Here is a 21,316-nt window from a genome sequence, read left to right on the forward strand (position 1 = left end):
GGCGATGGGTGTTACTGCCCGGCGCTGTCCAGCATCTTGTAATAGGGGTCGAGGTCGGCGGCGGTGATGACCTTGGCCGGCAACGGGTTGCTGTAGGGCACGGTCTTGCCCTGGGCGAGGTCGCCGAGCAGTTCGGCGACTTTGGCGCTCTCTTCATAGAGCGGCTGCGCGACGATGCCGTAAGCGGCGCCCGATTTCACCAGGTCGAGGTTCTGCCTGATGTAGTCCATGCCGATGATGATGACGTCGCGTCCAGCCTTGCGGGCGGCGCCCGACCAGGTCTGGATGCTGTTGCCGGTGGTGCCGAAGGCCGCGGTCACGTCCGGATTGCCTTGCAGGATCGCCACCGCCTTGGCCTCGGCCGCCGACGGCTCGAAGCCCTCCATCTGGGTGTCGAGCACCTTGATGTTGGGATATTTCTCGGCAATGGTCTTGCGGAAAGCGGCCGACATGGCGTTCTCGGTATCGTTGGACGCGCCTTGCGTCAGCGCCACGGTGCCCTTGCCGCCGAGTTTTTCACCGATGGCGACGGCGGCGTTCTGGCCGGCGCCGGCAATGTCCTCGCCCGTCGCGGCCTTCAGCCCCTGCACCGTGCCTTCCGGCGGGAGCACATGCCAGGTCACGATCGGGAATCCTTCCTTGGCGAGCTTCGAGATGTAGGAGTAGATCGCGGGATCGGGGCCATAGACGCCGATCGCATCGTATTTGGTGCGCGCCAGGGCGGCTTCGGCAAGCGGCAGCGTCGCCGGAATGTCCCAATTGGTCGCGCTCGGGTCCCCAACCACTTCGCAGGTGTAGCCGAGCTCCTTGCACTTGTTGAGGAAACCCGCCTGCATGAGCCGGTGCACGGGGTGATCCTTCATCGCCTGCACCCAGAGCAGGTGGATGTCGGCGGCATGGGCGAGGCTCGCCGAGCCCAGCGACGCGGCGACCGCCGCGGCCGCGAATGTCGTGCGGATCAGTCCCTTTCTCAGATCGATCTTCATGTCCTACCTCCCTTGTTTCGCCGGCGTTTTGCCGGCGTAGAATCTGCTGTTTTTCGTTGTCCTCTCGTGGCTCGCTATGCGCCAGCGATGAAGTAGCGGCGCCGCACGATGTCGAGGCCGACAGCCATGACCATGATCACGCCCACCGCGATCTGCTGCCAATTTGAGTTGACGCCGATGACGACGAGGCCGCTCTGGACCACCTTCAGCATCAGGATGCCGACAACGCCGCCGGCGACCGTGCCGGCGCCGCCGAACAGGCTGACGCCGCCGACCACGACCCCGGCGATCACGGTCAATTCCCAGCCGCTGCCGATCGAGGTGCCGCCGCTGCCGAGATCGGCCATCACGAACATGCCGGCGATCGCCGCCAGCGCGCCGACGACGATGAAGGCGCCGATCTTGTAGGCGCTGGTGTTGATGCCGACGAGGCGCGCCACTTCCTGGTTGCCGCCGGTGGCGTAGATGTTGCGTCCGAGCACGGTGCGCCGCAGCACGAAGTCGGCGACGACCGTCGCGACGATGAAGAAGGCAAAGCTCCAGCCGAGGCCGAAGGCGAGGTCGGCGCCGCCGATCGCATTGATCGCTTCCGGCAGCGGATAGACGGGATAGCCGCCCGTCACCACCTGGATCAGGCCCTGGCCGATGAACAGCATGCCGAGCGTCTGGATGAAGGCGGGGATGCCGAGCCTGACGACAATCACACCGTTGAGCAACCCGATCGCCGCGCCGACGCCGATCCCGCCCAGAATGGCAACGGTCACCGGCAGCGCGGCCGCCGTCATTAACTTTGCGGCGACCACCGCGGACAATCCGGCCACCGAGCCGACGGACAGGTCGAATTCGCCGGCGACCAGCAGGATCGTCTGGCCGATGGCGATGATGCCGACGAACGACACGACGTTGAGAATGGCGCGGATGTTGCGCTCCGACAGGAAAGCCGGTTCGAGCAGCCAGAAGAAGACGATCAGCAGGGCCATCGCCGCCAGCACGCCGACTTCGCCGATGGCAATGAAGCCGATCAGTCGCCGCCGGAACGATTGCCCATCCCGGGGCGGCGAGCTTACGTCGGCCGCGCTTTCCATCCTGACCTCCCTGGCGGCGCGCTACGGGCCCTCGAACCGGTACCATCGCGCCCACGCCGATCCCGGCGCGCTCCTCTGCGCCATTAAGATTATAATATTATAACTTGTCAACGACCAAATTTCTGCGATCTGGCGACGCCGGCACATCGCTGGAAAGCGCTTGCCGCAGCCGCTATGAATGGGGCTGGTCGTGCGATCCGAAGCAGGGTCTTCCCGCTTCGCCCATCGCGCTTTGTGGAGCTTGGCGATGACCGATGAGCCGGAGGACGACCGGGGCGGAAACACGGTGTCGCAGCGCCTTGGGGTTCGCGAGATCGCGCGGCGCATCGGTGTCGCGCCGATAACCGTGTCGCGTTCCCTGTCCAATCCAGGCAGGGTCTCTGCGGAGACGCGCGCCAGGGTACTGGAAGCCATCGAGCAGATCGGCTTCGTGCCCAACCAGCTTGCCTCCAGCATGCGCGGCAACGGCCGCATGATCGGGACGGTGGTGCCGCCGCTGATCAATTCGGGCATCGCCGAGCAGGTGCAAGGCATGTCAGATGAATGCCATGAAGGCGGCTATTCGATGCTCCTGGTGCAGGGCGAGTTCACGCGGGAAGCCGAGGAGAAAGCGATACGCACGCTGCTCGGCTGGCGCCCGGCCGGCATGATCCTTCAGAGCTTCGTGCAAAGCGAGACGGCGCGTTCCCTGCTGAAGGGCAGCAGCGCGCCCGTGGTCGAGATCTCCGAGATAAAGGGCCGCGATCCAATCGACATGGCGGTCGGCGTCTCCAATTTCGAGACCGCCTACGCCATGACAATGCATCTGGCCGCCAAGGGCTACAAAAGGATCGGATTCGTCTCGACGCCGATCCACGGCAATGACCGTCTTCAACAGCGCCGCACCGGTTACCACGCGGCACTGACCAAGCTCGGCATCAAGAACCATGGCGGCATGGAGGTCGAGGTGCCGATCACCGCGCAGGGCGGCGCCGAGGCGCTGATTACTCTTACCTCCCGGCGCAAGGACATTGACGCCATCTTCTTCTCCAGCGACACGCTGGCAATCGGTGCCATCCAGGAATGCCATCGCCGGGGCTGGGCGGTGCCCGGCAGGATCGCCATCGCCGGTTATGGCGACATGGACCTCGCCGCTCAGCTCTATCCGCGGCTGACCACGGTGAAGGTCGACCGCTACGACATGGGCCGGCGGGCCGTGCGGCAATTGCTGACGAGGCTGGGCGGCGATGGCGAGGTGCCGGCCGTCACCAGCCTCGGCTTCGAGATCATCGAGCGCGAAAGCGCCTGATCAGGATTTTGTCGCCGGCTGCTCGCGGCGGCCCAGACGCTTCTCCCAGCCTTCGGCATGAACGTTGAGATAGGCATCGGGATCGTAAGGATGGTCGTTGATCGCATCGATGTTGAGATCGATGCCGAGCCCCGGCGCTTGCGGCAGCGACAGGTGGCCGTTGTCCGGATTGACGGCCGGATGCCAGGTCACGAGATCGCGGGTCCACGGATCGTTGAAGGCGTCGAAATGCTCCTGGATCAGGAAATTCGGCACCGCCGCCGCCAGTTGCAGGCACACCGCAGTCGCCACCGGTCCGCCGCTCTGATGCGGCGCGATATGGCTGCCGTGAGCGAGCGCCATATTGGCGACCTGCATCGAGGGCGCGATGCCGCCAAGCGACATCGGCTCGGGCTGGAAGATGTTGACGCCGCCGCCGGCGGCCAGCGTGTAGAACTGGCCGACCGTGTCGTACATCTCGCCGGTCGCCACCGGGATTGGCGAGCGGTGCGCCACCTCATGCACGGTCTCCTGGCGGTCGCGCGAGGTTGGCTCTTCCCACCAGTAGATGTCGAGGTCGGCGAATTTCTGTGCCGCGTGAAGCGCTGCGATCTCGGTGAAGCGCGCATGCACGTCGATCAGTATCAGCGTGTCGCGTGGCAGGTCGTCGCGCAGCTTGCGGCAGATCGCGTAGGAAAGTTCCAGCTCCTCGCGGGAGATGAAACCTTGCGCGGTGCCGAACGGGTCGAGTTTGAACGCCTTGAAGCCCTTGGCCAGGACGGCCTTGGAAGCTTCGAGAAAGGCTTCCGGCGTGCGCTCGGTGCGATACCAGCCATTGGCATAGCCAAGCACGCTGTCGCGCACCTGCCCGCCGAGAAGCTGGTGGATCGGCACGCCGAGGCTTTTGCCCAGAATGTCCCAGCAGGCGACCTCGACCGCCGCGATCACCGTGCGATGGATGTGGCCGCCATCGAGCGAAACACTGTCGAGCAGACGCTTGGCCAGCGCGTTGATGCGGCGCGGATCCTGGCCGATGGCGAGATGCTTGAGCTCATGCACGCCGGCTTCGGTGGTCTTGATGAAGCCGTTCAGCGTGCCTTCGCCGATACCGTGAATTCCCTTGTCGGTATGGACTTTGACGAACAGCCAATTCTTCCAGCCGGCGCCGACGGCGAAGGTCTCGATGGCGGTGATCTTCATGCGGGCACTAACCCGGTAATCGTCGCGACGAGAGCTTCGGTGTTGAGGCCGTATTTCGCCTGCAAAGTCGGCACCGCGCCGCATTCGATGTAACGGTCGGGCAGGCCGATGCGCGTCACCTTCCTCGCGATGCCGGCCTCGAACAGGCTCTCGACGACCAGGCTGGCGAGCCCGCCGACCATGACATGGTTTTCAGCGGTAACGATGTGGCTCACGGAGCCGGCAAATTCGGTCACGGCTGCGGTGTCGAACGGCTTGATCGTTGGCACATGCAGCACCCCGACGGAGATGGCTTGCCTTTGCAAAGCCTCCGCCGCGTCCAGCGCCCGCTCGGTCATGAAACCGGTCGCGATGATGCCGACATCGGAGCCTTCGCGAAGGCGCCGCGCCTTGCCGATCTCGAACGTGTAGCCGGGCTCAAACACGACAGGAACGCTGCCGCGCAGCAGCCGCATGTAGACAGGACCCCGGTGCTCGGCGATCGCCTCAGTCGCCGCGTCGATCTCCGTCGCGTCGCAAGGGTCGATGACGGTCAAGCCGGGGATCATACGCATCAGCGCCAGATCCTCGATCGCCTGATGTGTGCCGCCGTAGCCCGTGGTCAGCCCCGGCAGGCCGGCGACGATCTTCACGTTGAGGTTGGAGTGGGCAAGCGCGATGGCGACGAAATCATAAGCGCGACGAGTCGCGAACACGCCATAGGTGGTGGCGAACGGCACCTTGCCGGTGCGGGCCAGCCCGCCGGCGACGGCAACCAAATTTTGCTCGGCCATGCCGACATTGAAGAAGCGGTCGGGAAAGGCGTCCCGAAACGGCAATATGTCGGTGTATTTGCCGAGATCGGCGGTCAGCCCGACGATGTCGTGGCGGCTATGGCCAAGCCTGGCCAAGGCCTGCCCGAATGGCGCCTCCACGGTTTGCCGGCCGCCGCCGACGGCCTCGTCCTGGCCCATGGCCAGCGTGCGTCCGGCCATGATGCCGCCGCCGCTCATTGGTGGGCTCCCATGCTTTTGTCGAACTCGGCGATGATGCCGTCCCATTGCGCGACGTCGATGCGGAAGAAGTGCGATTTCTCGCTGGTCTCGATGTGTGGCACGCCCTTGCCGGGCAAGGTGCGCAGCACGATCGCCCTCGGCTTGCCATTGCGCCGGCGCGCGTCGGCGAGCGCCTCGACGATGGCCTTCATGTCGTTGCCATTGATCTCTACCGTTTCCCAGCCGAAGGCGCGCCATTTGTCGGCCACCGGCTCCATCTTGAGCACCACGGGTCCATCGGCCTGGATGCCGTTGCAGTCGATCAGCGCCACCAGCCCGTCCAGCTCGAAATGGCTGGCCGACATCGCCGCTTCCCAGGTCGAGCCTTCCTGCATCTCGCCGTCGGAGAGCTCGACGAAAACGCGCGCATCCGAGCAATCAAGGCGCAGGCCGAGCGCCTGGCCGATGCCTTGACCGAGGCCATGGCCGAGCGAGCCGCCGATGACCTCGACGCCGGGCGTGGTGTCGAGCGTCGACATCTCCAGCCGGCTGTCGTCGGCGCCATAGGTGACAAGTTCCTCGACCGGGATGATGCCAGCTTCGGCCAGCGCCGCCCAGAGGGCGATCGAGTAATGTCCGGTCGACAGCAGGAAACGGTCGCGGTCCGGCCACGCCAGATTGTGCGGGTCGTAGCGCAGCTCGTGGAAATAGAGCGCCGCAAGCACATCGGCGATGCCGAGGCCTTGGCCGATATAGCCCTGCCCCTGGCCGCGCGCCATGGTCAGCATGTGGCGGCGTAGCTGCGTCGCCTTGCGTTCGAGCGTCGCGACATCGGCGCTGCCGGGAGGGGAGTTTCTCAGCATCTGATGTCTAGTCCTTGTCCAGTCCGCCCGACATGTTGAGCCGCTCGGCGGTCATGTATTTCGGTGCGTCGAGGCAGAGCCAGACGACGGCTTCGGCCACCTCGGAAATCTCAGCGCGGCGGCCGAGCGGAATGCGGCGCGTGCGTTCGTCGAGGAAGGCCTGCAGATCGGCCCGGCCATTGGCGCGGGCGAGATCGAGCTCGGTCGAACGCTGCATCTCGGTGTCCATCATGCCCGGCGCCAGGCTGTTGACCAGCACACCATGGGGCGCCAGCGCGACCGCCGCGGCGCGGGTGATGGAGTCAACGCCGGCCTTGCTCGCCGTGTAGGCGGTGTAGTCGGGTAGCGCCATTCGCGAGCCGGGCGAGGTGATGTTGACGATGCGGCCCGAGCGCTGCTCGCGCATCACCCGGCCCGCCGCCTTGCAGGCCATGGCCAGCGCCGTGACGTTGAGCGCCAGCGTTCGCGTCCAGGCCTTGTAGGTGGCGTCGAGGAAGGGCTCGATCACGCCATAGCCGGCATTGTTGACGAGGATGTCGATGCCGCGCCAACGCGCGACTACTTTCTCGACCGCCGCTTCCGGCGCGCCCTCGAGCGTGAAGTCACTGACAATGATTTCAGCTTCCGCGCCGATCTGGCCGATCTGCCGGGCCGTCTCGGTCAGGCCTTCGCCGTTGATGTCGGTAATGGCCACGGCACAGCCGCGCCTGGCCAGTTGCAATGCCACCTCGCGGCCAAGCCCTCCGGCGGCGCCGGTGATAAGCGCCCTCCGTGGTATGAAGTCCGGAATTTCAGCAGGCAAGCCAACCTCCTCCCAAGGTCATCTTGACGCGATGGATACCGGTATCCATAGATAGCTGTCAACGGGCTTGTGCTATCGTTCGCGGGCCATGCGCTCCGGAGGAGCGGGGAGGGAAAATTGAAGATCGTCGCGCTTGAAACGCTGCAGCTGGCGGAATTCCCATTCCTGTTCTGGCTTCGCGTCCACACCGATGCGGGCCTGATCGGCACCGGCGAAACCTTCTGGGCGCCGGGGCCGGTCGCGTCCTATATCCACGACAATGTCGCGCCCTACCTCGTCGGCAAGGACCCTCGCGATATCGAGCTGCACGACCGCACGCTGGGCAGCGTCTATGTCGGCGCGCGCGATTCCGGCGCGGAGGTGCGCGGCAATTCCGCCGTCAACATCGCGCTGTGGGATATCTATGGCCAGGCGCTTGGCGAGCCGGTCTGGCGGCTGCTGGGCGGCCGCACGCACAGAACCGTGCCGATCTACAACACCTGCGCCGGCTACAAGCATGTGCGGGCCAGCAAGAAAAACGCGCTGTTCGAGCGCGGCGAGGACTGGTCGCTCAAATCGGGCGATTCCAACGAAGGCCCTTACGAGGATCTGCTCGCATGGCGCTACAATGCGGGCGATCTCGCCAGGAGCCTGAAATCCGAAGGCATCGGCGCCATGAAGATATGGCCGTTCGATATCTCCGCCGAGGCATCGAACGGCGCCCGCATCTCGCTCGCCGATCTCGACAAGGCGCTGGAGCCGTTTCAGAAGATCCGCGATGCCGTCGGGCGCGACATGGAGATCATGGTCGAGTTGCATGGCCTCTGGAGCCTGGCGCCGGCGCTGCGCATCGCCGAGGCGCTGAAGGCCTACGACGTCGCCTGGCTGGAGGAGCCGATCCGCTACAACGAGCTCGACGCCATGGCCGAGCTGGCGCGCCACACGTCTATCCCGATCGCCGCCAGCGAGCGGCTGGCCACGCGGCAGATGTTCAAGCAATTGATCGACAAGCGCGCGGCCAGCGTGATCATGATCGACCTTGCCTGGTGCGGCGGCCTTTCCGAAGCGCGCAAGATCGCCAACATGGCCGAGGCCAGCGAATTGCCGGTGACGCTGCACGACTGCACGGGGCCGATCGTCTATGCCGCCAGTTGCGCGCTCTCGGCCACCTTGCCGAACGTCAACTACCAGGAAGCCGTGCGCGCCTATTTCACTGGATGGTACACCGAGATCGTCGCCGACATTCCGCCAGTGAGTGACGGCCGTGTCGCGCCGCTCGACGGGCCGGGACTCGGTCTCAGTCTGCGGCCGGAGCTGTTCCAGCGGCCCGACGCCACGGTGCGCATCACCAAGCTCTAGCACACGGTTTTCCGTCCGGACCTTTGTCAAACCAAAGCGATAGAGCGGTTCACCGGTCGGTGAAACGGTGAATTCGCTTGCCCTCAGCAAGCTCCGCTCAGAGCGGTAGACATTATGCTATTATAATCTATGATGCACCCGAAGCGAGCAGCTACAAGCTCGCCGCCGGTGCTTTTCTGTCCGGCGCCAGACGGATCCATGGGAGGCTTTGGTGGCAATTTCTGCGGCGCGCGCACGCGAGGATTTCAAGGGTGCGCCAAATCTGCCCGACCGAAAAATCCTGCTCGACCTGTTCGAGCGCATGGTGTTGCTGCGCCGCTTCGAAAGCGTCGCTCAGATCGCTTGCCGCAAGGGCGAAACACCAGGCTTTCTGCATCTCTATATCGGCGAGGAAGCGACCGGCGTCGGGGTTTGCGCGCATTTGCGGCCGACCGATTGGGTGACATCGACCCATCGCGGCCACGGCCACGCGCTGGCCAAGGGTGCAAACCCCGGGCGGGTGATGGCCGAGTTGTTCGGCAAGGCCGACGGTATTTGCGGCGGCCGCGGCGGCACCATGCATCTCTACGACCGCTCGGTCGGCCTGTTCGGCACCAATGGCATCGTCGCCGCCGGCATCGGCCACGCCGTCGGCATCGGCATGAGCGCGCGCCAGCAGGGCCGAGATGATATCGGTGTGGCCTTCTTCGGCGACGGCGCCGCCAATCATGGCGGCTTCCACGAGGCGCTCAACTTCGCCGCCGTGCAGCGGGCGCCCGCAGTCTTCATCTGCGAGAACAATCTCTACGCCACCGCGACCCCGCTCAAATCGATCACGCTCAATCCCGAGATCGCCACCAAGGCCGCGTCCTACGGCATGCCCGGCGTCGCCGTCGATGGCAACGACGTCTTTGCCGTCTGGCTGGCCATGAAGGAAGCCACTGAACGCGCCCGGGCAGGCAAGGGCCCGACGCTGATCGAGGCCAAGACCTATCGCACCGTCGGCCACCATGAGGGCGACCCGGTCATCGGCACCTATAGAACGCAGGAAGAGCTCGACGCCTGGATCAAGCGCGATCCGATCGACATGTTCCGCAAGCGGCTGATCGAGGAGTACCGCGTCTCCGACCCCGAGGCGCTCGCGGCAATAGAGGCGCGGATCGAGAAAGTGGTCGAAGAGGCCCTCACCTTCGCTCGCACTTCGCCCGAGCCCGATCCGACAACGGTGCGCCTGCATGTCTTTGCCGATCCGATCAATCCGCCGGCCGCCGTTCAGCCGCGCGCCGTCGGCGAGACGCGAATCCAGGGCTGGCTCGAGGCGGTGCGCGACGGCATTGCCGAAGAGATGCGCGCCAATCCGGCGATCCTCTATTTCGGGGAGGGCACCGGCGAGCGCGGCGGCAGCTTCGCCCACACCAAGAATCTTTGGCAGGAGTTCGGCCCCGATCGCATGGTCGACACGCCGATCTCCGAACAGGGTTTTACTGCCGCCGCCGTCGGCGCTTCGGCCACCGGGGCGCGCACCGTCTCGGACCTGATGTTCGCCGACTTCGCCTTCGAGACCGCTGGGCAGATCTTCCTGCAGGCGGCGAAGCTGCGCTATATGACCAGCGGCGTGATGAGCGCGCCGATAGTGGTGCGCGTCGGCGCCGGCGCGCTGCGAAGTTCGGGTCCGCATCACAGCGGCATTTACCACCCGGTCTTCGCCCATATGCCGGGCTTGATCGTCTGCGTGCCATCTAACCCGGCGGACGCCAAGGGCCTGATGAAGACGGCGCTCCGGGCCGGCGATCCGGTCATCATGCTCGAGCCGAAGGCGCTGTTCGCGTCCAAGGGCGAGGTGCCGGTGGGAGAACACTATGTGCCGTTCGGCGTGGCGCGGATCGCACGGGTGGGCCGCGACATTACCATCGTCGCGGCCGGGCAGATGGTGCAGCGCGCCTTGGAGGCTGCGGAGGCATTGGCGGCCGAGGCCATCGAGGCCGAGGTGGTCGACCCGCGCACCATCATGCCGCTCGACATCGACACGATCGTGGCCAGCGTCAGAAAAACCCATCGCCTGCTCGTCGTCGATGAGGCGTGGGCCATGTGCGGCCTTGGCGGCGAGATCGCTCAGGCGATCAACGAGCTCGCTTTCGACGAGCTCGACGCCCCGCCGGGAAGGCTGCACAGCGCACCGACCTCGCATCCCTTCGCGCCGGTGCTGGAACGCGCCATGCTGATCGACACGGCGCGCATCGCCGAGGGTGTCCGCGGCGTCATCGCCGGCAAGCCGCCAGTGCCGGATCATTGGTACACGGTCGGCCTGAAAAGCGCCGCACCGGCAAAGCCTGCGCCTGTTTCAGCCAAGCCGCAACCCGCCGCACCAGCCGTTTCCGTCGCCACCGCCGCTGATGACGAGCCGGTGACGATGCCGTTCGGCGATCTCACCGTCAGCGAAGGCACGGTCGTCAAATGGCTGAAGGCGGTCGGCGATGCGGTCAAGCAAGGCGAACTGATCGCCGAGATCGAGACCGACAAGGCCGTGGTCGAGATCGAGGCGCCGGTCAGCGGAACGCTCACCGCCATCGATCAGCCCGTCGGCGCCGTGGTGCCGATGGGCGGGCGTATCGGCGGCATCAAGAAATAGTCACCCGTATCCATAATCCGAAGGGCAAGCATGAAGATCCTGTGTGCCAATTGGCAAGCCGCCGACGAGGCCGAGCTCGAACGCGAGCACTATCCCGACATCGAGCTCATCCTGGCACGTTCGACCAACGACAAGGCCGCCGCGCTCGATCCGGCGGTCTGCCAGGCGGTCGATGCTGTCATCAACTATTCGCCGACCCACAATGTCGCTGCGCCGCCGACGGCCTTTCTCAAGGCCAGGATCGCGGTGCGCTCCGGCGTCGGCTTCGACAACATCGACACCGCCGGCTGGGGCGCGCGCAAGATTCCCGCCTGCAACGTGCCTGACTACGGCACCACCGAGGTTGCCGACCACGCCATCGGCCTGATGCTGTCGCTGACGCGCGGCACGTCCGCCTATGCGAGCGAGCTTGCAGCCAATGGTGCAGAAGGATGGCATTTCTCCAAGGCGCCGCTGGTGCGCCGTCACAAGGGCGCAACGTTCGGCGTCGTTGGGCTGGGCCGTATCGGGCTCGCCGCGGCCCGCCGCGCCGCCGCCTTCGACATGAAAGTGGTGTTTTACGATCCGCATCTTCTGTCGGGCGTCGACCTGTCGACCGGCTATGAGAGGGTGCATTCGCTGGCCGAGCTGATGGGGCGGGCCGATGTGGTGAGCGTCCACACGCCGTTGAGCGAGGAAACGCGCAAGCTGCTCGGTCCGGCTGCCTTCGCCGCCGCAAGGCCCGGCCTTGTCCTCGTCAACACGGCCCGCGGTCCGATCGTCGATCTCGACGCGCTGGAAGCGGCGTTGCGCAATGACACCGTCGCCGGCGCTGGGCTCGACGTGCTGCCGAACGAACCGGGCGATCTCGACCATCCGCTTCTCGCGGCGTGGCGGCGCCGCGAGCCATGGGTCGCCAACCGGCTGATCGTGACACCGCATGCTGCCTTTTACAGCCCCGCGGCGATGCGCGACCTCAGGCTGAAATCGATCGAAGTCGTGCATGCCTATCTGGCCGAGGGCCGGCTGACCAACTGCGTCAACGCCGAGTATCTGAAATGAACGTTGCCGTAGCATCGCGGCTGGCTGCCTCGCCCTATGCGCGCCGGCTTGCCCGCGAGCGCAACCTTCCGCTCGACGCTCTGTGCGGCAGCGGCCCGGGTGGCCGCATCCTGGCCGTAGACGTGCTCGATTTCGTCCCGGCCCAGGCGCCGGCAGAGCTTTCGGCCGCTGGCCCGGCGCCTTCGATTGCCGCATCCAGCATCGCCGCCTTCGCGACATCGGTCGCGCTGGGCGCGTTGCGGGAATTGTTGGCCACGCTAGAGAGTTCGGGGAATGTGTTCGACATCGATGATATCCTGCTGCGCGCGGCGGGTAGCGCGTTAGGCGAGATTTCGGACGCGACCCAGCTGGGCGAGGCGAGGGTGGCGCTTGAACTGGACAAGCACCAAGTCGTCTTCGCGGCCACCATGGGAATGTCGCTGACGTCGCTTCGATCGATGCGGCTTGCGGCCCAAGCGGACAAACGCGACGATTCGCAAAAACCCGCTGCCCTGTCCGTGCGGCTGCTGCCGCCGGGCGATATCCGGCCGATGATGATGCCGCTGTTGCCGGGCCGGGCCATGCGCCTGACAGTCTCGGTCGGCGCCGCCGGTGACCACGCCGAATGCCTGCTGACTGCGGACGCCGCGCGTGTCGACGAGGCAACCTCGACCGCGTGGCTCACCGCGCTGAAATCAGCGGTCGAGCACCCGCTTAGGCTCTTCGTCTAAGACCGCAACACAGTTTTGCGCGTCATGCGATAGCCTCGGGCGGTGGAAGCTATTATAAAAGCTTCGACACAGACGCGACGAGGCTCATGGACCACACCGTTCCCACCATCGACAGTCTTCCCAGGCGCACACTTGGACGCTCCAACGGGCCGCTCTATCGCCAGCTTGCCGACATCTTGCGGGTGCCGATCGGTGACGGCACCTTTCCCGTTGGCGGCGAATTGCCGAAGGAAGCGGCGATCGCCGAGCATTTCGGGGTCAGCCTGATCACCGTGCGCCAAGCGCTGCGCGATCTCGAGGCGGACGGCCTGATCAAGAAGCGCTCGGCGAAGCCGGCGGTGGTCGCGGCGCGCAGCCCGTCGGTCAATCTGAGCTGGAAGTTCAAGAACTTCGCCGATATGGCGGCCTTCACCAAGGATGCGCAGCTCACGGTGAAATCCTATCGCAAGGAAGTCTCCCCCGTGCTGCAGCGCCATTTCGGCATGGGCAAGGACGAGGCGGGCTATTGCCTGCGCAGCGTGCTATCGATCGGCGAACAGAGGAAGGCGCAGATCACCACCTACTTCCCCCCGGACATCGGCGCCAGGTTGAAGCGCGAAGACTTCTCCGACGTGCTGATCTTCCGCTCGGTGCAGAAGCATCTCGGCCTGCGTCTCGATGTGGCGCATGTCACCGTGCGCGCCGAAATCGCCGACGAGGCGGTTGCCGCCGATCTCGGCATCGCACTGGGCAGCGCGGTGCTGACGGTGGAGATGCTCTATCAGTCGGCCGACCAGCGCAGCATCGAGTTCTCCGTCGCGCGCCATCCGGCCGACATTTTCAGCATCACCTACGACGCGCCGAACGACCTGTCCTGAGGCCGCCCAGACGTGCGATTTCTGCCGACGGGCGCATAGACAGACCTATAAAATTATAATAGCATGATAGCTAGGCTGAGATGCCGGCGGAAGGCGGGATAGCGGCGAATTCCGCCGGTGCTCACGGCCGTCGAGAGGCCCGGTGTCCGATCAAGATGGCGCAGTCCATCGCCGGCCGGGAAGGAACATACATAGGGAGGAGACAATGCAATCGAGGAGCCTGTGCGCCGGCTTGGTGGCGCTTGCCGGATTTGCAGTCTGCGTTGGAGCGACATCCGGCCATGCCGAAACCAAGAAGACCTACGCCATCTATCTTTCCAACAATTTCGTCGGCAATGACTGGCGCCAGCAGATGGAGCGCGTCGCCAATGTCGCGGTCAACAAGGGGCCGCTGAAAGGTCGCGTCGATCTCAAGATCGAAAATGCCGAGAACACGGTCCAGGCGCAGATCAATTCGCTCAACAACATCATCCGGCAAAAGCCCGACGCCATCTTGATCGACGCATCGTCGGCCGAGGCGCTCAATCCAACGATCAAGAAAGCCTGCGACGCCGGCATTATCGTCGTCAGCTTCGACCAAACCGTAACGGCCGAATGTGCCTACAAGCTGCATTCCGACTTCGACATCATGGCCAACAACCAGGCGGAATGGATGGCCTCCATGCTCGGCGGCAAGGGCAAAGTCTTCATGGATCGCGGCCTCGCCGGCGCGCCGATATCCGAGCAGTTCGAGAAGAATTTCGGCGCCGTGCTGAAGAAATATCCCGGCATCGAGATCGTCGGCTATTTCAACGGCAACTATGCCGCAGGGCCCGAACAGGAAGGGGTAGCGAGCCTGCTTGCGGCGCATCCCGAGGTCGACGGCATCTTCTCGCAGGGCTACGGCACCGGCGCCATCAAGGCGCTGCAGAATGCCGACCGGCCGATGGTGCCGGTCGTCGCCGCCGCCTTCAACGGCACCGGCGTCATCTGCGCCGAGACCAAGGGCGCGAAATGCTGGCTCGGCGCCAATCCGCCGTCGCTGTCGGCGGAGGCGATCAAGCTCGCCGTCGACATTCTCGACACCGGCAAAAAGCCGCCAGACACGACAGTGCTGTTCAACTCGCCGGGCCTGACCACGGATATGGTCGCAGCCAAATACGCGCCGAATTCGTCGGCGGTGAAGATCGAACTCGGCAAGACCGTGTTCCCCGATCTGGCGCCGGGCCTTTCGCTGCCTGTATCGCCAAGCTGGGTGGAGATCACGCCCAAGGAGGCCTCGGGAAGCTGATTGGATGAGGAGAGGGCGCCGCAGTGCGACGTCACGATTTCGAAACGAAAAACGGGAGGAAAAATCATGAAGTTATTGAGCCGTTACACCGGCCTCGCAGCGCTTGCCGCCACCATGATGGTGGTTGGCATGCAGGCCGGCCACGCCGAGGACAAGAAGCCCTACACCATATATCTCTCCAACAATTTCGTCGGCAATGACTGGCGCCAGCAGATGGAGCGTGTCGCCACCGTGTCGGTCAACAAGGGGCCGTTGAAAGGCCGCGTCGACCTCAAGATCGAGAATGTCGAGAACACGGTCCAGGCGCAGATCAACTCGCTGAACAACATCATTCGCCAGAAGCCGGACGCGATCCTCGTCGATGCCGGTTCGGACACGGCTCTCAACCCGACCATCAAGAAGGCCTGTGACGCCGGCATCGTCGTCATCAGCTTCGACCAGGTGGTGACGGAGCCTTGCGCCTATGCCGTCGCCTCGGATTGGGACCGCATCCCCGCCGTCATGGCCGAGTGGATGGCCGTGCAGCTCGGCGGCAAAGGCAACATCATCCTCGACCGGGGCCTCGCCGGCGCGCCGATCTCGGCGCAGCTCCAAGGCGGCTATGAAAAGGTGCTGGCCAAATATCCCGACATCAAGGTGGTCGGCTATTACAACGGCAACTACGCGCTCGGACCGGAACAGTCGGGCGTGGCGGCGCTGCTTGCCGCCAATCCAAAGATCGACGGCATCATGACGCAAGGCTACGGCTCGGGCGCCATCCAGGCGCTGAAGGATGCCGGCCGGCCGATCGTTCCGGTGGTCGGCTTCTCCTACAATGTCGCGGCCGTTACCTGCGCACAGACGCAAGGGGCCAAGTGCATCCTTGGCTCCAACCCGGCCTATCTTTCCTCGGAAGCGATCAAGCTTGCGGTCGACATTCTCGACACCGGCAAGAAGCCGGCCGAGCGCTCGATCTCGGTCAAGGGCGATTTCGTCACCACCGATCCCTTCGAGTCGAAACTCTATCCGGGCACCAAGATGATCAAGATCAAGATCGGCGAGAATGCCTTCCCCGACCAGGCGCCCGGCCTGACGCTGCCGATCACGCCCGACTGGGTCGAGATCACCGCGGCGGAAGCCGCCGGCAGCAAGTAGCATCCTCTTTCCACGATCGTGTCTCCCGGCATCCGGCGATGCCGGGAGACTTCTTCGAAAGCGGCCCATGGATCTCGTCACTGTCAACGGTCTGTCCAAACGCTTTGGCGGCATCGTCGCGCTGAGCGAGGCTGCATTCAGCGCCCGAGCCGGCGAGGTGCACGCGCTGCTCGGTGAAAATGGCGCGGGCAAGAGCACCTTCATCCAGATCCTGTCGGGAGCGGTGAAGCACGACGGCGGCTCGATCCTTGTCGACGGACAAGACTATCGCCCCGCCAATCCGGATGACGCGCAGGCGCGCGGCATCGCCGCTGTGTTCCAGGAATTGTCGTTGATCCCCGACCTCAGCGTCGAACAGAACATCTGGTTCCGACACGAACCCCAGACGATGCTTGGCACCGTCAACCGCACACAGACGCGCCGAAACACGCTCGCCTTGCTCGAGAAATACGATTTTCCGACGCTGCGTCCCGAGCAGGAATTGCGGCGGCTGACTCTGGCCGAACGGCAGATCGTTGAGATCGCCAAGGGCCTGGCCAAGAACCCGCGCATCCTGATCCTCGACGAAGCGACGTCTGCGCTCCCGGCGCGTGAAGCCGAATGGCTGCTGAAGCTTACCCGGCAGTTGGCCGCCGAAGGCAGGTTAGTGATCTTCATCTCGCATCGCATGGCCGAGGTCCGGGCCATCGCCGACCGGCTGACGATCTTCCGCAATGGCAGCACCGTTGCTGCGCATGAAGCCAATACCGTCTCCGACGACGAGATCGTTACCCGGATGATCGGTCGTCATCTCGACCGGCTCTACCCCGAGCGTGTTCCGACCATGACTCAACGTATCGCGCTCAAGGTCGCGAACCTGACTAGCGGAAGCCGCCTCTCGGGCGTGGACTTTTCGCTGCGCGAGGGCGAGGTGCTCGGCGTCGGCGGCCTGCAGGGCCACGGTCAACGCGAACTATTCCAGGCGCTGTTCGGCGCCACGAAGGCCGGCGGCATGATCGAGCTTTGGGGCAAGCCTGCCGCGATAGGCAATCCGCGCCAGGCACTCACCGGCAAGGACGGCATCGCGCTGGTGCCTGAGGACCGGCGCGGCCAGGGCCTGCTCTTGACCAAAAGCGTGCGCGAGAACCTGACGCTGTCGGTCATCAGGCGCTTCACCGAAAACGGCCTGCTCAGCCGGCAGAAGGAAGCGGCCTTAGTCAAGGAGATGGTCGATTTCCTGCGCATCAGGGCGGGCACGCCGGAACAGCTTGCCGGCACTCTCTCCGGCGGCAACCAGCAGAAGGTGATCTTCGGCAAGATGCTGCTTACGGAGGCACGCGTGCTGCTGCTCTATGATCCGACACGCGGCGTCGATGTCGGCACCAAGGGCGAGATCTTCCAGCTGATGCGCGACCTCGCCGCTAAGGGCTATGCGATCCTGTTCCATTCGAGCGACATGCCCGAGCTCGTCCATGTCGCCGACCGCGTGCTGGTCATGCGCAACGGCCGTATCGCGGCTGCACTGGAGGGCGAGCATATTTCGGAGGAGGGGATTCTGCGTGCAGCCATGCTTGAAACCAGGGCGGCCTGAAGCATGGTGATGTCCGCGGAGCAAACTGTGGAAAGGGCGCAGATGCCGGCGCAAGCGAAGGACACCAGGCCGGGCATCGATTGGCGCGGCCGCGCGCTCGACCGCGCGCCGTTCCTGGTCGCCTGCCTGATGCTGGCCTTGATCGTCGCCATCTATGGCAGCCTGCAGTCGGGCGTCCTCAGTCTGGACGAGCTCAACCTCGACACGGCGGCGGCAATGACGCTGATGCTGGCGGCGACCGGGCAGACCATCGTTCTGCTGCGCGGCGGCATCGATCTGTCGATCGGCGGCATGATCAGCCTCGGCACGGTGTTCGCGGCGACACGCTTCACTGACGATCCGTCGACCACTGCGTTCTGGGCGTTGGCGATCCTGGGGCTCGGCTTCCTCATCGGCGCGCTCAACGGGCTGTTGATCTCGCTGCTGAAGCTGCAGCCCTTCCTGGTGACGCTCGCCACTTGGTCGATTCTCAACGGCGTCGCCATGATCATCCTGCCGACCGATGGCGGCAGCGTTCCCGGTTGGTGGGTCGGCTTTGCCTCAGCGCAGCTCCTCGGCCTGACCAGTCCTGTCTGGATGCTGCTGGCGCTGCTCCTCTTCTGGTGGTGGTTTCGCGCGACGCGCGCCGGCATCACCATCCAGGCTTCCGGCTCCAATGAGAAATCGGCTTTCCTGTCTGGCGTTTCCATCACGCGCGTCAACATCGTCACCTACGGCCTGTCCGGCCTGTTCGCGGCGGGCGCGGCGCTGTTCCTGATAACGCAGACCGGCGCCGGATCGCCGACCATCGGCAAGGACTATATCCTGCCCTCGGTAGCGGCCGCGGTGATCGGCGGCGTCAGCCTGTTCGGCGGCCGCGGGCATCTGGCCGGCACGCTGATCGGCGCCTTCGTGCTCACCCTCATCGGCAATCTTGTTTTCGTCCTGCATGTGTCAAGCTATTGGCAACCGGTCGCGTCGGGCGTCATCCTGCTGCTCTCGGTGCTTGCCAGCTCGGTCGCCGAAAAGGCCGCGAGGAGCCGCGTCCAATGAGCGCCTTTCTCGCCCGCAACCGCCTTATCGTGCTTGCCTATGCCGGCATGGTCGTGCTGCTCCTGGTCACGGCGATGTTCTCGCCGGGCTTCCTCTCGGTCTCCAACATGCGCTCCACCGTGGTGCTGGCGGCCTTCGTCGGCATCGTCGCGCTCGGCCAGACCTTCGTCATCATCGGCGGCGGCATCGACCTGTCGGTGCCTTGGGTGTTGAATTCCGCGGCGATCGTCATGGCGCTGCTTTGCGGCGGGCAGGATCTGCCGCTGATCTGGGTCATGCCGCTGCTGCTTGCCGGCGGCGCCTTTATCGGGCTCGTCAACGGCGTCGGTGTCGCCCAGTTCGGCGTGCCGCCGATCATTATGACCTTGGCCACCAATGTGATCCTGCAGGGCCTGATCCTGGTGCTCACCGGCGGCTCGCCGACGCCGTCGGCGCCGGCGCTGATCCAGTTCCTCTCGGTCGGCCGAATCGGCGGGTTCCCGGTCGTTGCGCTGATCTGGCTCGCGCTGACGCTGGCTGCCACGCTGCTGCTCTCCAAGGCGGCGTTCGGGCGTCATCTCTATGCGCTCGGCACCAGCGCCACGGTCGCTGAGTTCTCCGGCGTGCCGACGGCGCGCACCACCATCCTCACCTATGTCGTCTCCGGCCTCACCGCCGCCTTGGCCGGCATGCTGTTGACCGGCTATTCCGGCCAGGCCTATCTCGGCATGGGCGACGCCTATCTGTTCACGTCGATCGCGGCCGTCGCCATCGGCGGTGCCTCGATCCTCGGCGGCAGCGGACATTATCTCGGCACCGTCGCGGGCGCCATGGTGCTGACCATCCTCACCGGACTCCTGCCGGCGCTCAATTTATCGAGCGGCGCGCTGCTCGTCGTCTATGGCGCGGTGATACTGATCACCGTGTCGATCGGCAGCGAGACCTTCGCAGGGCTCGGTGGCAGAATTCGCGGCAGAAGGGCTTGAAATATGGTGGAAGTCACGTGCGTCGTCGATGCGGGGGCCGAGCTGGGCGAAGGCACGCTCTGGGATCCGAAGGCCGGCGTGCTCTGGTGGATCGACATCTGGAAGAAGCTGATCCATCGCTACGATCCCGCGGCGGGCAAGGACGAGGTGTTCGAGACGCCGGAATATCTCGGCTGCCTCGGCCTGCGCGAGAAGGGCGGCCTGGTGTTGACCATGGCCGACGGCTTCCACTTCTTCGACCCGGCGACCGGAAAGTTCGAGGCGATCGTCGATCCGGAAGCGGATATGCCGAAGACCCGTTTCAACGACGGCAAGCCGGACCGGCAGGGGCGGTTCTGGTCGGGCTCGATGTTCGAAGCGCCGGGCAAGCCGATCGAATTCATCGGCGCGCTGTACCGGCTCGACCCCGATCTTTCGGTGCACAAGATGATCGACGGCATCGGCTGCTCCAACGGGCTGGCCTGGAGCCCGGATTCGAAGACCATGTATTTCTCCGACAGCCATGCCGGCGCGGTGTGGGCCTATGATTTCGATCCTGCCACCGGCGATATCGAGAACCGCCGCACCTTCATCGACATGACCGTTACCGGCGGCGTCGCCGACGGCGCCACCGTCGATGCGGAAGGGTGCTACTGGGTGACCGTCCCGATGACGAGCAGGGTCTGCCGCTACGATCCCGAGGGGAAGCTGATGCAGACCGTGCTGCTGCCGACCGACCTGCCGACCTGCTGCGAGTTCGGGGGCAAGGACCTCGACATCCTCTATGTCACCTCCGCCGTGCTCCGGCGTCCGGCGAGCCATTTCGTCGGCCAGAAGCATCCGGGCGGACTGTTTGCGCTCGAGGTTGGCGTCAAGGGTCTGACACTGCCGGCATTCAAGGGATAGCAGCAGCCCCTGGACATGCGCGCCGAGCTGGCAAATGAGTATGCTGCTTGCCTGATCGGTGAGTTGATGCACTTGCAGGTGCGGACCATGATCCTCGGCGTGAACGTTGACGACGCCTCCGCGGAAGGAATTGAGATTTGACCATGCGCCTCTCGAATTTGCCGAGAGGCTGCCGCCCGACAAATCTGATGGCAGATTCCGGTCTCCGAAAGCTGACAGACCGCTTCCGATGGCAGACATTTCGGTGCTTCCGGTTTGTACGCCTTTGTTTGCTGCGTCGGGGCAGGGTTGCCGACTGGTACGGTTCGCGGAACCATACGGAGAGATACGGGAAGATGTCTGGACTTGTGCCCGCGAAAAGATTGCGAAATCAATGATTTGAGGGCATCCTCCGGGCCAGACATATTATAAACATCAATGGGTTACACCAAAATCCTCAGAGTTTAGTGTGCCATCACAGGTGGTTAGCTCGGCCGGCCTGATCAATTGTCGTTCCGGTTGTCCAGTTTCCTCCTTCTGTTATCGCATCAGCAACACTTACCTCAGAGCTTCTGGGTCGCAAAGTGCTTTGACCGATAGGTGCGGTGGGGTGCGGCGAAGGCGTACGAATAGGTCCGTGAGGCGTCGGGCTGACAGGGGGAAGAGATTTCGGGGTAGTGTGCTGAGAGTTCTGCAAATTCGCTGAGAGAGGGCGGTCATGGCAGGCTGGTGATTGTTCAAAGTCACCTG

19 protein-coding genes are annotated in these 21,316 nt (G+C 64.6%); 13 read left to right on the forward strand and 6 right to left on the reverse strand.

Annotated elements, in window-relative coordinates; translation table 11 throughout:
• Positions 1-11 precede the first annotated feature (11 nt).
• Together LB565_RS25400 and LB565_RS25405 are read right to left on the reverse strand one after the other, a co-directional pair.
• The gene (locus LB565_RS25400) at positions 12-986 is read right to left on the reverse strand and encodes a sugar ABC transporter substrate-binding protein (RefSeq protein WP_224588736.1); all 975 of its coding nucleotides are present in this window, start codon (positions 984-986) and stop codon (positions 12-14) included.
• A 74-nt stretch (positions 987-1,060) separates the two neighbouring features.
• The gene (locus tag LB565_RS25405; RefSeq protein WP_224588737.1) at positions 1,061-2,071 is read right to left on the reverse strand and encodes an ABC transporter permease; all 1,011 of its coding nucleotides are present in this window, start codon (positions 2,069-2,071) and stop codon (positions 1,061-1,063) included.
• 247 nt (positions 2,072-2,318) lie between these two features.
• Between LB565_RS25405 and LB565_RS25410 the strand changes: the two genes are divergently transcribed.
• Positions 2,319-3,359, forward strand: coding sequence for a substrate-binding domain-containing protein (locus LB565_RS25410; RefSeq protein ID WP_224588739.1), 1,041 nt, complete (start codon positions 2,319-2,321; stop codon positions 3,357-3,359).
• On the opposite strand, the gene LB565_RS25415 is transcribed toward LB565_RS25410, so the two are convergent.
• Genes LB565_RS25415 through LB565_RS25430 form a run of 4 tightly spaced genes read right to left on the reverse strand, consistent with a single transcriptional unit; the run spans position 3,360 to position 7,177 of the window.
• On the reverse strand, positions 3,360-4,538 hold the full coding sequence (locus tag LB565_RS25415) for a mandelate racemase/muconate lactonizing enzyme family protein (protein WP_224588741.1): 1,179 nt from the start codon (positions 4,536-4,538) through the stop codon (positions 3,360-3,362).
• Entirely contained in the window at positions 4,535-5,530 is a 996-nt protein-coding gene (locus tag LB565_RS25420; RefSeq protein ID WP_224588743.1) for a transketolase family protein, read from the reverse strand. Before LB565_RS25420 ends, LB565_RS25415 begins: the two co-directional genes overlap by 4 nt.
• Complete coding sequence (locus LB565_RS25425) at positions 5,527-6,375, reverse strand: transketolase (protein ID WP_224588745.1); 849 nt, start codon at positions 6,373-6,375, stop codon at positions 5,527-5,529. The genes LB565_RS25420 and LB565_RS25425 overlap by 4 nt, the downstream gene beginning before the upstream one ends.
• A 7-nt stretch (positions 6,376-6,382) precedes the next feature.
• On the reverse strand, positions 6,383-7,177 hold the full coding sequence (locus LB565_RS25430) for an SDR family NAD(P)-dependent oxidoreductase (protein ID WP_224588747.1): 795 nt from the start codon (positions 7,175-7,177) through the stop codon (positions 6,383-6,385).
• Positions 7,178-7,294: 117 nt separating this feature from the next.
• On the opposite strand from LB565_RS25430, the gene LB565_RS25435 reads away from it, so the two are divergent.
• The 12 genes from LB565_RS25435 (at position 7,295) to LB565_RS29900 (ending at position 20,728) form a co-directional block, all read left to right on the forward strand.
• A complete protein-coding gene (locus LB565_RS25435; RefSeq protein ID WP_224588749.1) occupies positions 7,295-8,515 on the forward strand; it encodes a mandelate racemase/muconate lactonizing enzyme family protein in 1,221 nt (406 codons plus the stop codon).
• Between the two features lie 211 nt (positions 8,516-8,726).
• A complete protein-coding gene (locus LB565_RS25440; protein WP_224588750.1) occupies positions 8,727-11,123 on the forward strand; it encodes a thiamine pyrophosphate-dependent enzyme in 2,397 nt (798 codons plus the stop codon).
• A 30-nt stretch (positions 11,124-11,153) separates the two neighbouring features.
• Positions 11,154-12,164 carry an NAD(P)-dependent oxidoreductase gene (locus tag LB565_RS25445; protein ID WP_224588751.1) on the forward strand — a complete coding sequence of 337 codons (1,011 nt, stop codon included), beginning with the start codon at positions 11,154-11,156 and terminating at the stop codon, positions 12,162-12,164.
• Positions 12,161-12,874, forward strand: a complete 714-nt coding sequence (locus tag LB565_RS25450; RefSeq protein ID WP_224588752.1) for an E3 binding domain-containing protein — start codon at positions 12,161-12,163, stop codon at positions 12,872-12,874. The genes LB565_RS25445 and LB565_RS25450 overlap by 4 nt, the downstream gene beginning before the upstream one ends.
• Before the next feature lie 86 nt (positions 12,875-12,960).
• Entirely contained in the window at positions 12,961-13,731 is a 771-nt protein-coding gene (locus LB565_RS25455) for a GntR family transcriptional regulator (protein ID WP_224588753.1), read from the forward strand.
• Between the two features lie 205 nt (positions 13,732-13,936).
• Positions 13,937-15,001 carry a substrate-binding domain-containing protein gene (locus tag LB565_RS25460; protein ID WP_224588755.1) on the forward strand — a complete coding sequence of 355 codons (1,065 nt, stop codon included), beginning with the start codon at positions 13,937-13,939 and terminating at the stop codon, positions 14,999-15,001.
• Positions 15,002-15,067: 66 nt separating this feature from the next.
• Positions 15,068-16,135, forward strand: a complete 1,068-nt coding sequence (locus LB565_RS25465; protein WP_224588757.1) for a substrate-binding domain-containing protein — start codon at positions 15,068-15,070, stop codon at positions 16,133-16,135.
• Between the two features lie 67 nt (positions 16,136-16,202).
• Positions 16,203-17,705: a sugar ABC transporter ATP-binding protein gene (locus tag LB565_RS25470; RefSeq protein WP_224588759.1), complete on the forward strand. Its 1,503-nt coding sequence runs from the start codon at positions 16,203-16,205 to the stop codon at positions 17,703-17,705.
• A gap of 42 nt (positions 17,706-17,747) precedes the next feature.
• Complete coding sequence (locus LB565_RS25475) at positions 17,748-18,737, forward strand: ABC transporter permease (protein WP_224588761.1); 990 nt, start codon at positions 17,748-17,750, stop codon at positions 18,735-18,737.
• The gene (locus LB565_RS25480) at positions 18,734-19,702 is read left to right on the forward strand and encodes an ABC transporter permease (RefSeq protein ID WP_224588762.1); all 969 of its coding nucleotides are present in this window, start codon (positions 18,734-18,736) and stop codon (positions 19,700-19,702) included. Before LB565_RS25475 ends, LB565_RS25480 begins: the two co-directional genes overlap by 4 nt.
• Positions 19,703-19,705: 3 nt before the next feature.
• Positions 19,706-20,587: an SMP-30/gluconolactonase/LRE family protein gene (locus LB565_RS25485; protein WP_224588763.1), complete on the forward strand. Its 882-nt coding sequence runs from the start codon at positions 19,706-19,708 to the stop codon at positions 20,585-20,587.
• Positions 20,588-20,602: 15 nt separating this feature from the next.
• Entirely contained in the window at positions 20,603-20,728 is a 126-nt protein-coding gene (locus LB565_RS29900; RefSeq protein ID WP_263488642.1) for a hypothetical protein, read from the forward strand.
• Positions 20,729-21,316 lie beyond the last annotated feature (588 nt).

The organism is Mesorhizobium sp. CA14, from assembly GCF_020165195.1.
Classification (GTDB): Bacteria; Pseudomonadota; Alphaproteobacteria; order Rhizobiales; family Rhizobiaceae; genus Mesorhizobium.

What these genes read in the sequence shown, in the direction of transcription:
- LB565_RS25400 (WP_224588736.1), bottom strand. Translation starts at nt 986, where the DNA reads ATGAAGATCGATCTGAGAAAGGGACTGATCCGCACGACATTCGCGGCC.
- LB565_RS25405 (WP_224588737.1), bottom strand. Translation starts at nt 2,071, where the DNA reads ATGGAAAGCGCGGCCGACGTAAGCTCGCCGCCCCGGGATGGGCAATCG.
- LB565_RS25410 (WP_224588739.1), top strand. Translation starts at nt 2,319, where the DNA reads ATGACCGATGAGCCGGAGGACGACCGGGGCGGAAACACGGTGTCGCAG.
- LB565_RS25415 (WP_224588741.1), bottom strand. Translation starts at nt 4,538, where the DNA reads ATGAAGATCACCGCCATCGAGACCTTCGCCGTCGGCGCCGGCTGGAAG.
- LB565_RS25420 (WP_224588743.1), bottom strand. Translation starts at nt 5,530, where the DNA reads ATGAGCGGCGGCGGCATCATGGCCGGACGCACGCTGGCCATGGGCCAG.
- LB565_RS25425 (WP_224588745.1), bottom strand. Translation starts at nt 6,375, where the DNA reads ATGCTGAGAAACTCCCCTCCCGGCAGCGCCGATGTCGCGACGCTCGAA.
- LB565_RS25445 (WP_224588751.1), top strand. Translation starts at nt 11,154, where the DNA reads ATGAAGATCCTGTGTGCCAATTGGCAAGCCGCCGACGAGGCCGAGCTC.
- LB565_RS25450 (WP_224588752.1), top strand. Translation starts at nt 12,161, where the DNA reads ATGAACGTTGCCGTAGCATCGCGGCTGGCTGCCTCGCCCTATGCGCGC.
- LB565_RS25455 (WP_224588753.1), top strand. Translation starts at nt 12,961, where the DNA reads ATGGACCACACCGTTCCCACCATCGACAGTCTTCCCAGGCGCACACTT.
- LB565_RS25460 (WP_224588755.1), top strand. Translation starts at nt 13,937, where the DNA reads ATGCAATCGAGGAGCCTGTGCGCCGGCTTGGTGGCGCTTGCCGGATTT.
- LB565_RS25465 (WP_224588757.1), top strand. Translation starts at nt 15,068, where the DNA reads ATGAAGTTATTGAGCCGTTACACCGGCCTCGCAGCGCTTGCCGCCACC.
- LB565_RS25470 (WP_224588759.1), top strand. Translation starts at nt 16,203, where the DNA reads ATGGATCTCGTCACTGTCAACGGTCTGTCCAAACGCTTTGGCGGCATC.
- LB565_RS25475 (WP_224588761.1), top strand. Translation starts at nt 17,748, where the DNA reads ATGCCGGCGCAAGCGAAGGACACCAGGCCGGGCATCGATTGGCGCGGC.
- LB565_RS25480 (WP_224588762.1), top strand. Translation starts at nt 18,734, where the DNA reads ATGAGCGCCTTTCTCGCCCGCAACCGCCTTATCGTGCTTGCCTATGCC.
- LB565_RS25485 (WP_224588763.1), top strand. Translation starts at nt 19,706, where the DNA reads ATGGTGGAAGTCACGTGCGTCGTCGATGCGGGGGCCGAGCTGGGCGAA.
- LB565_RS29900 (WP_263488642.1), top strand. Translation starts at nt 20,603, where the DNA reads ATGCGCGCCGAGCTGGCAAATGAGTATGCTGCTTGCCTGATCGGTGAG.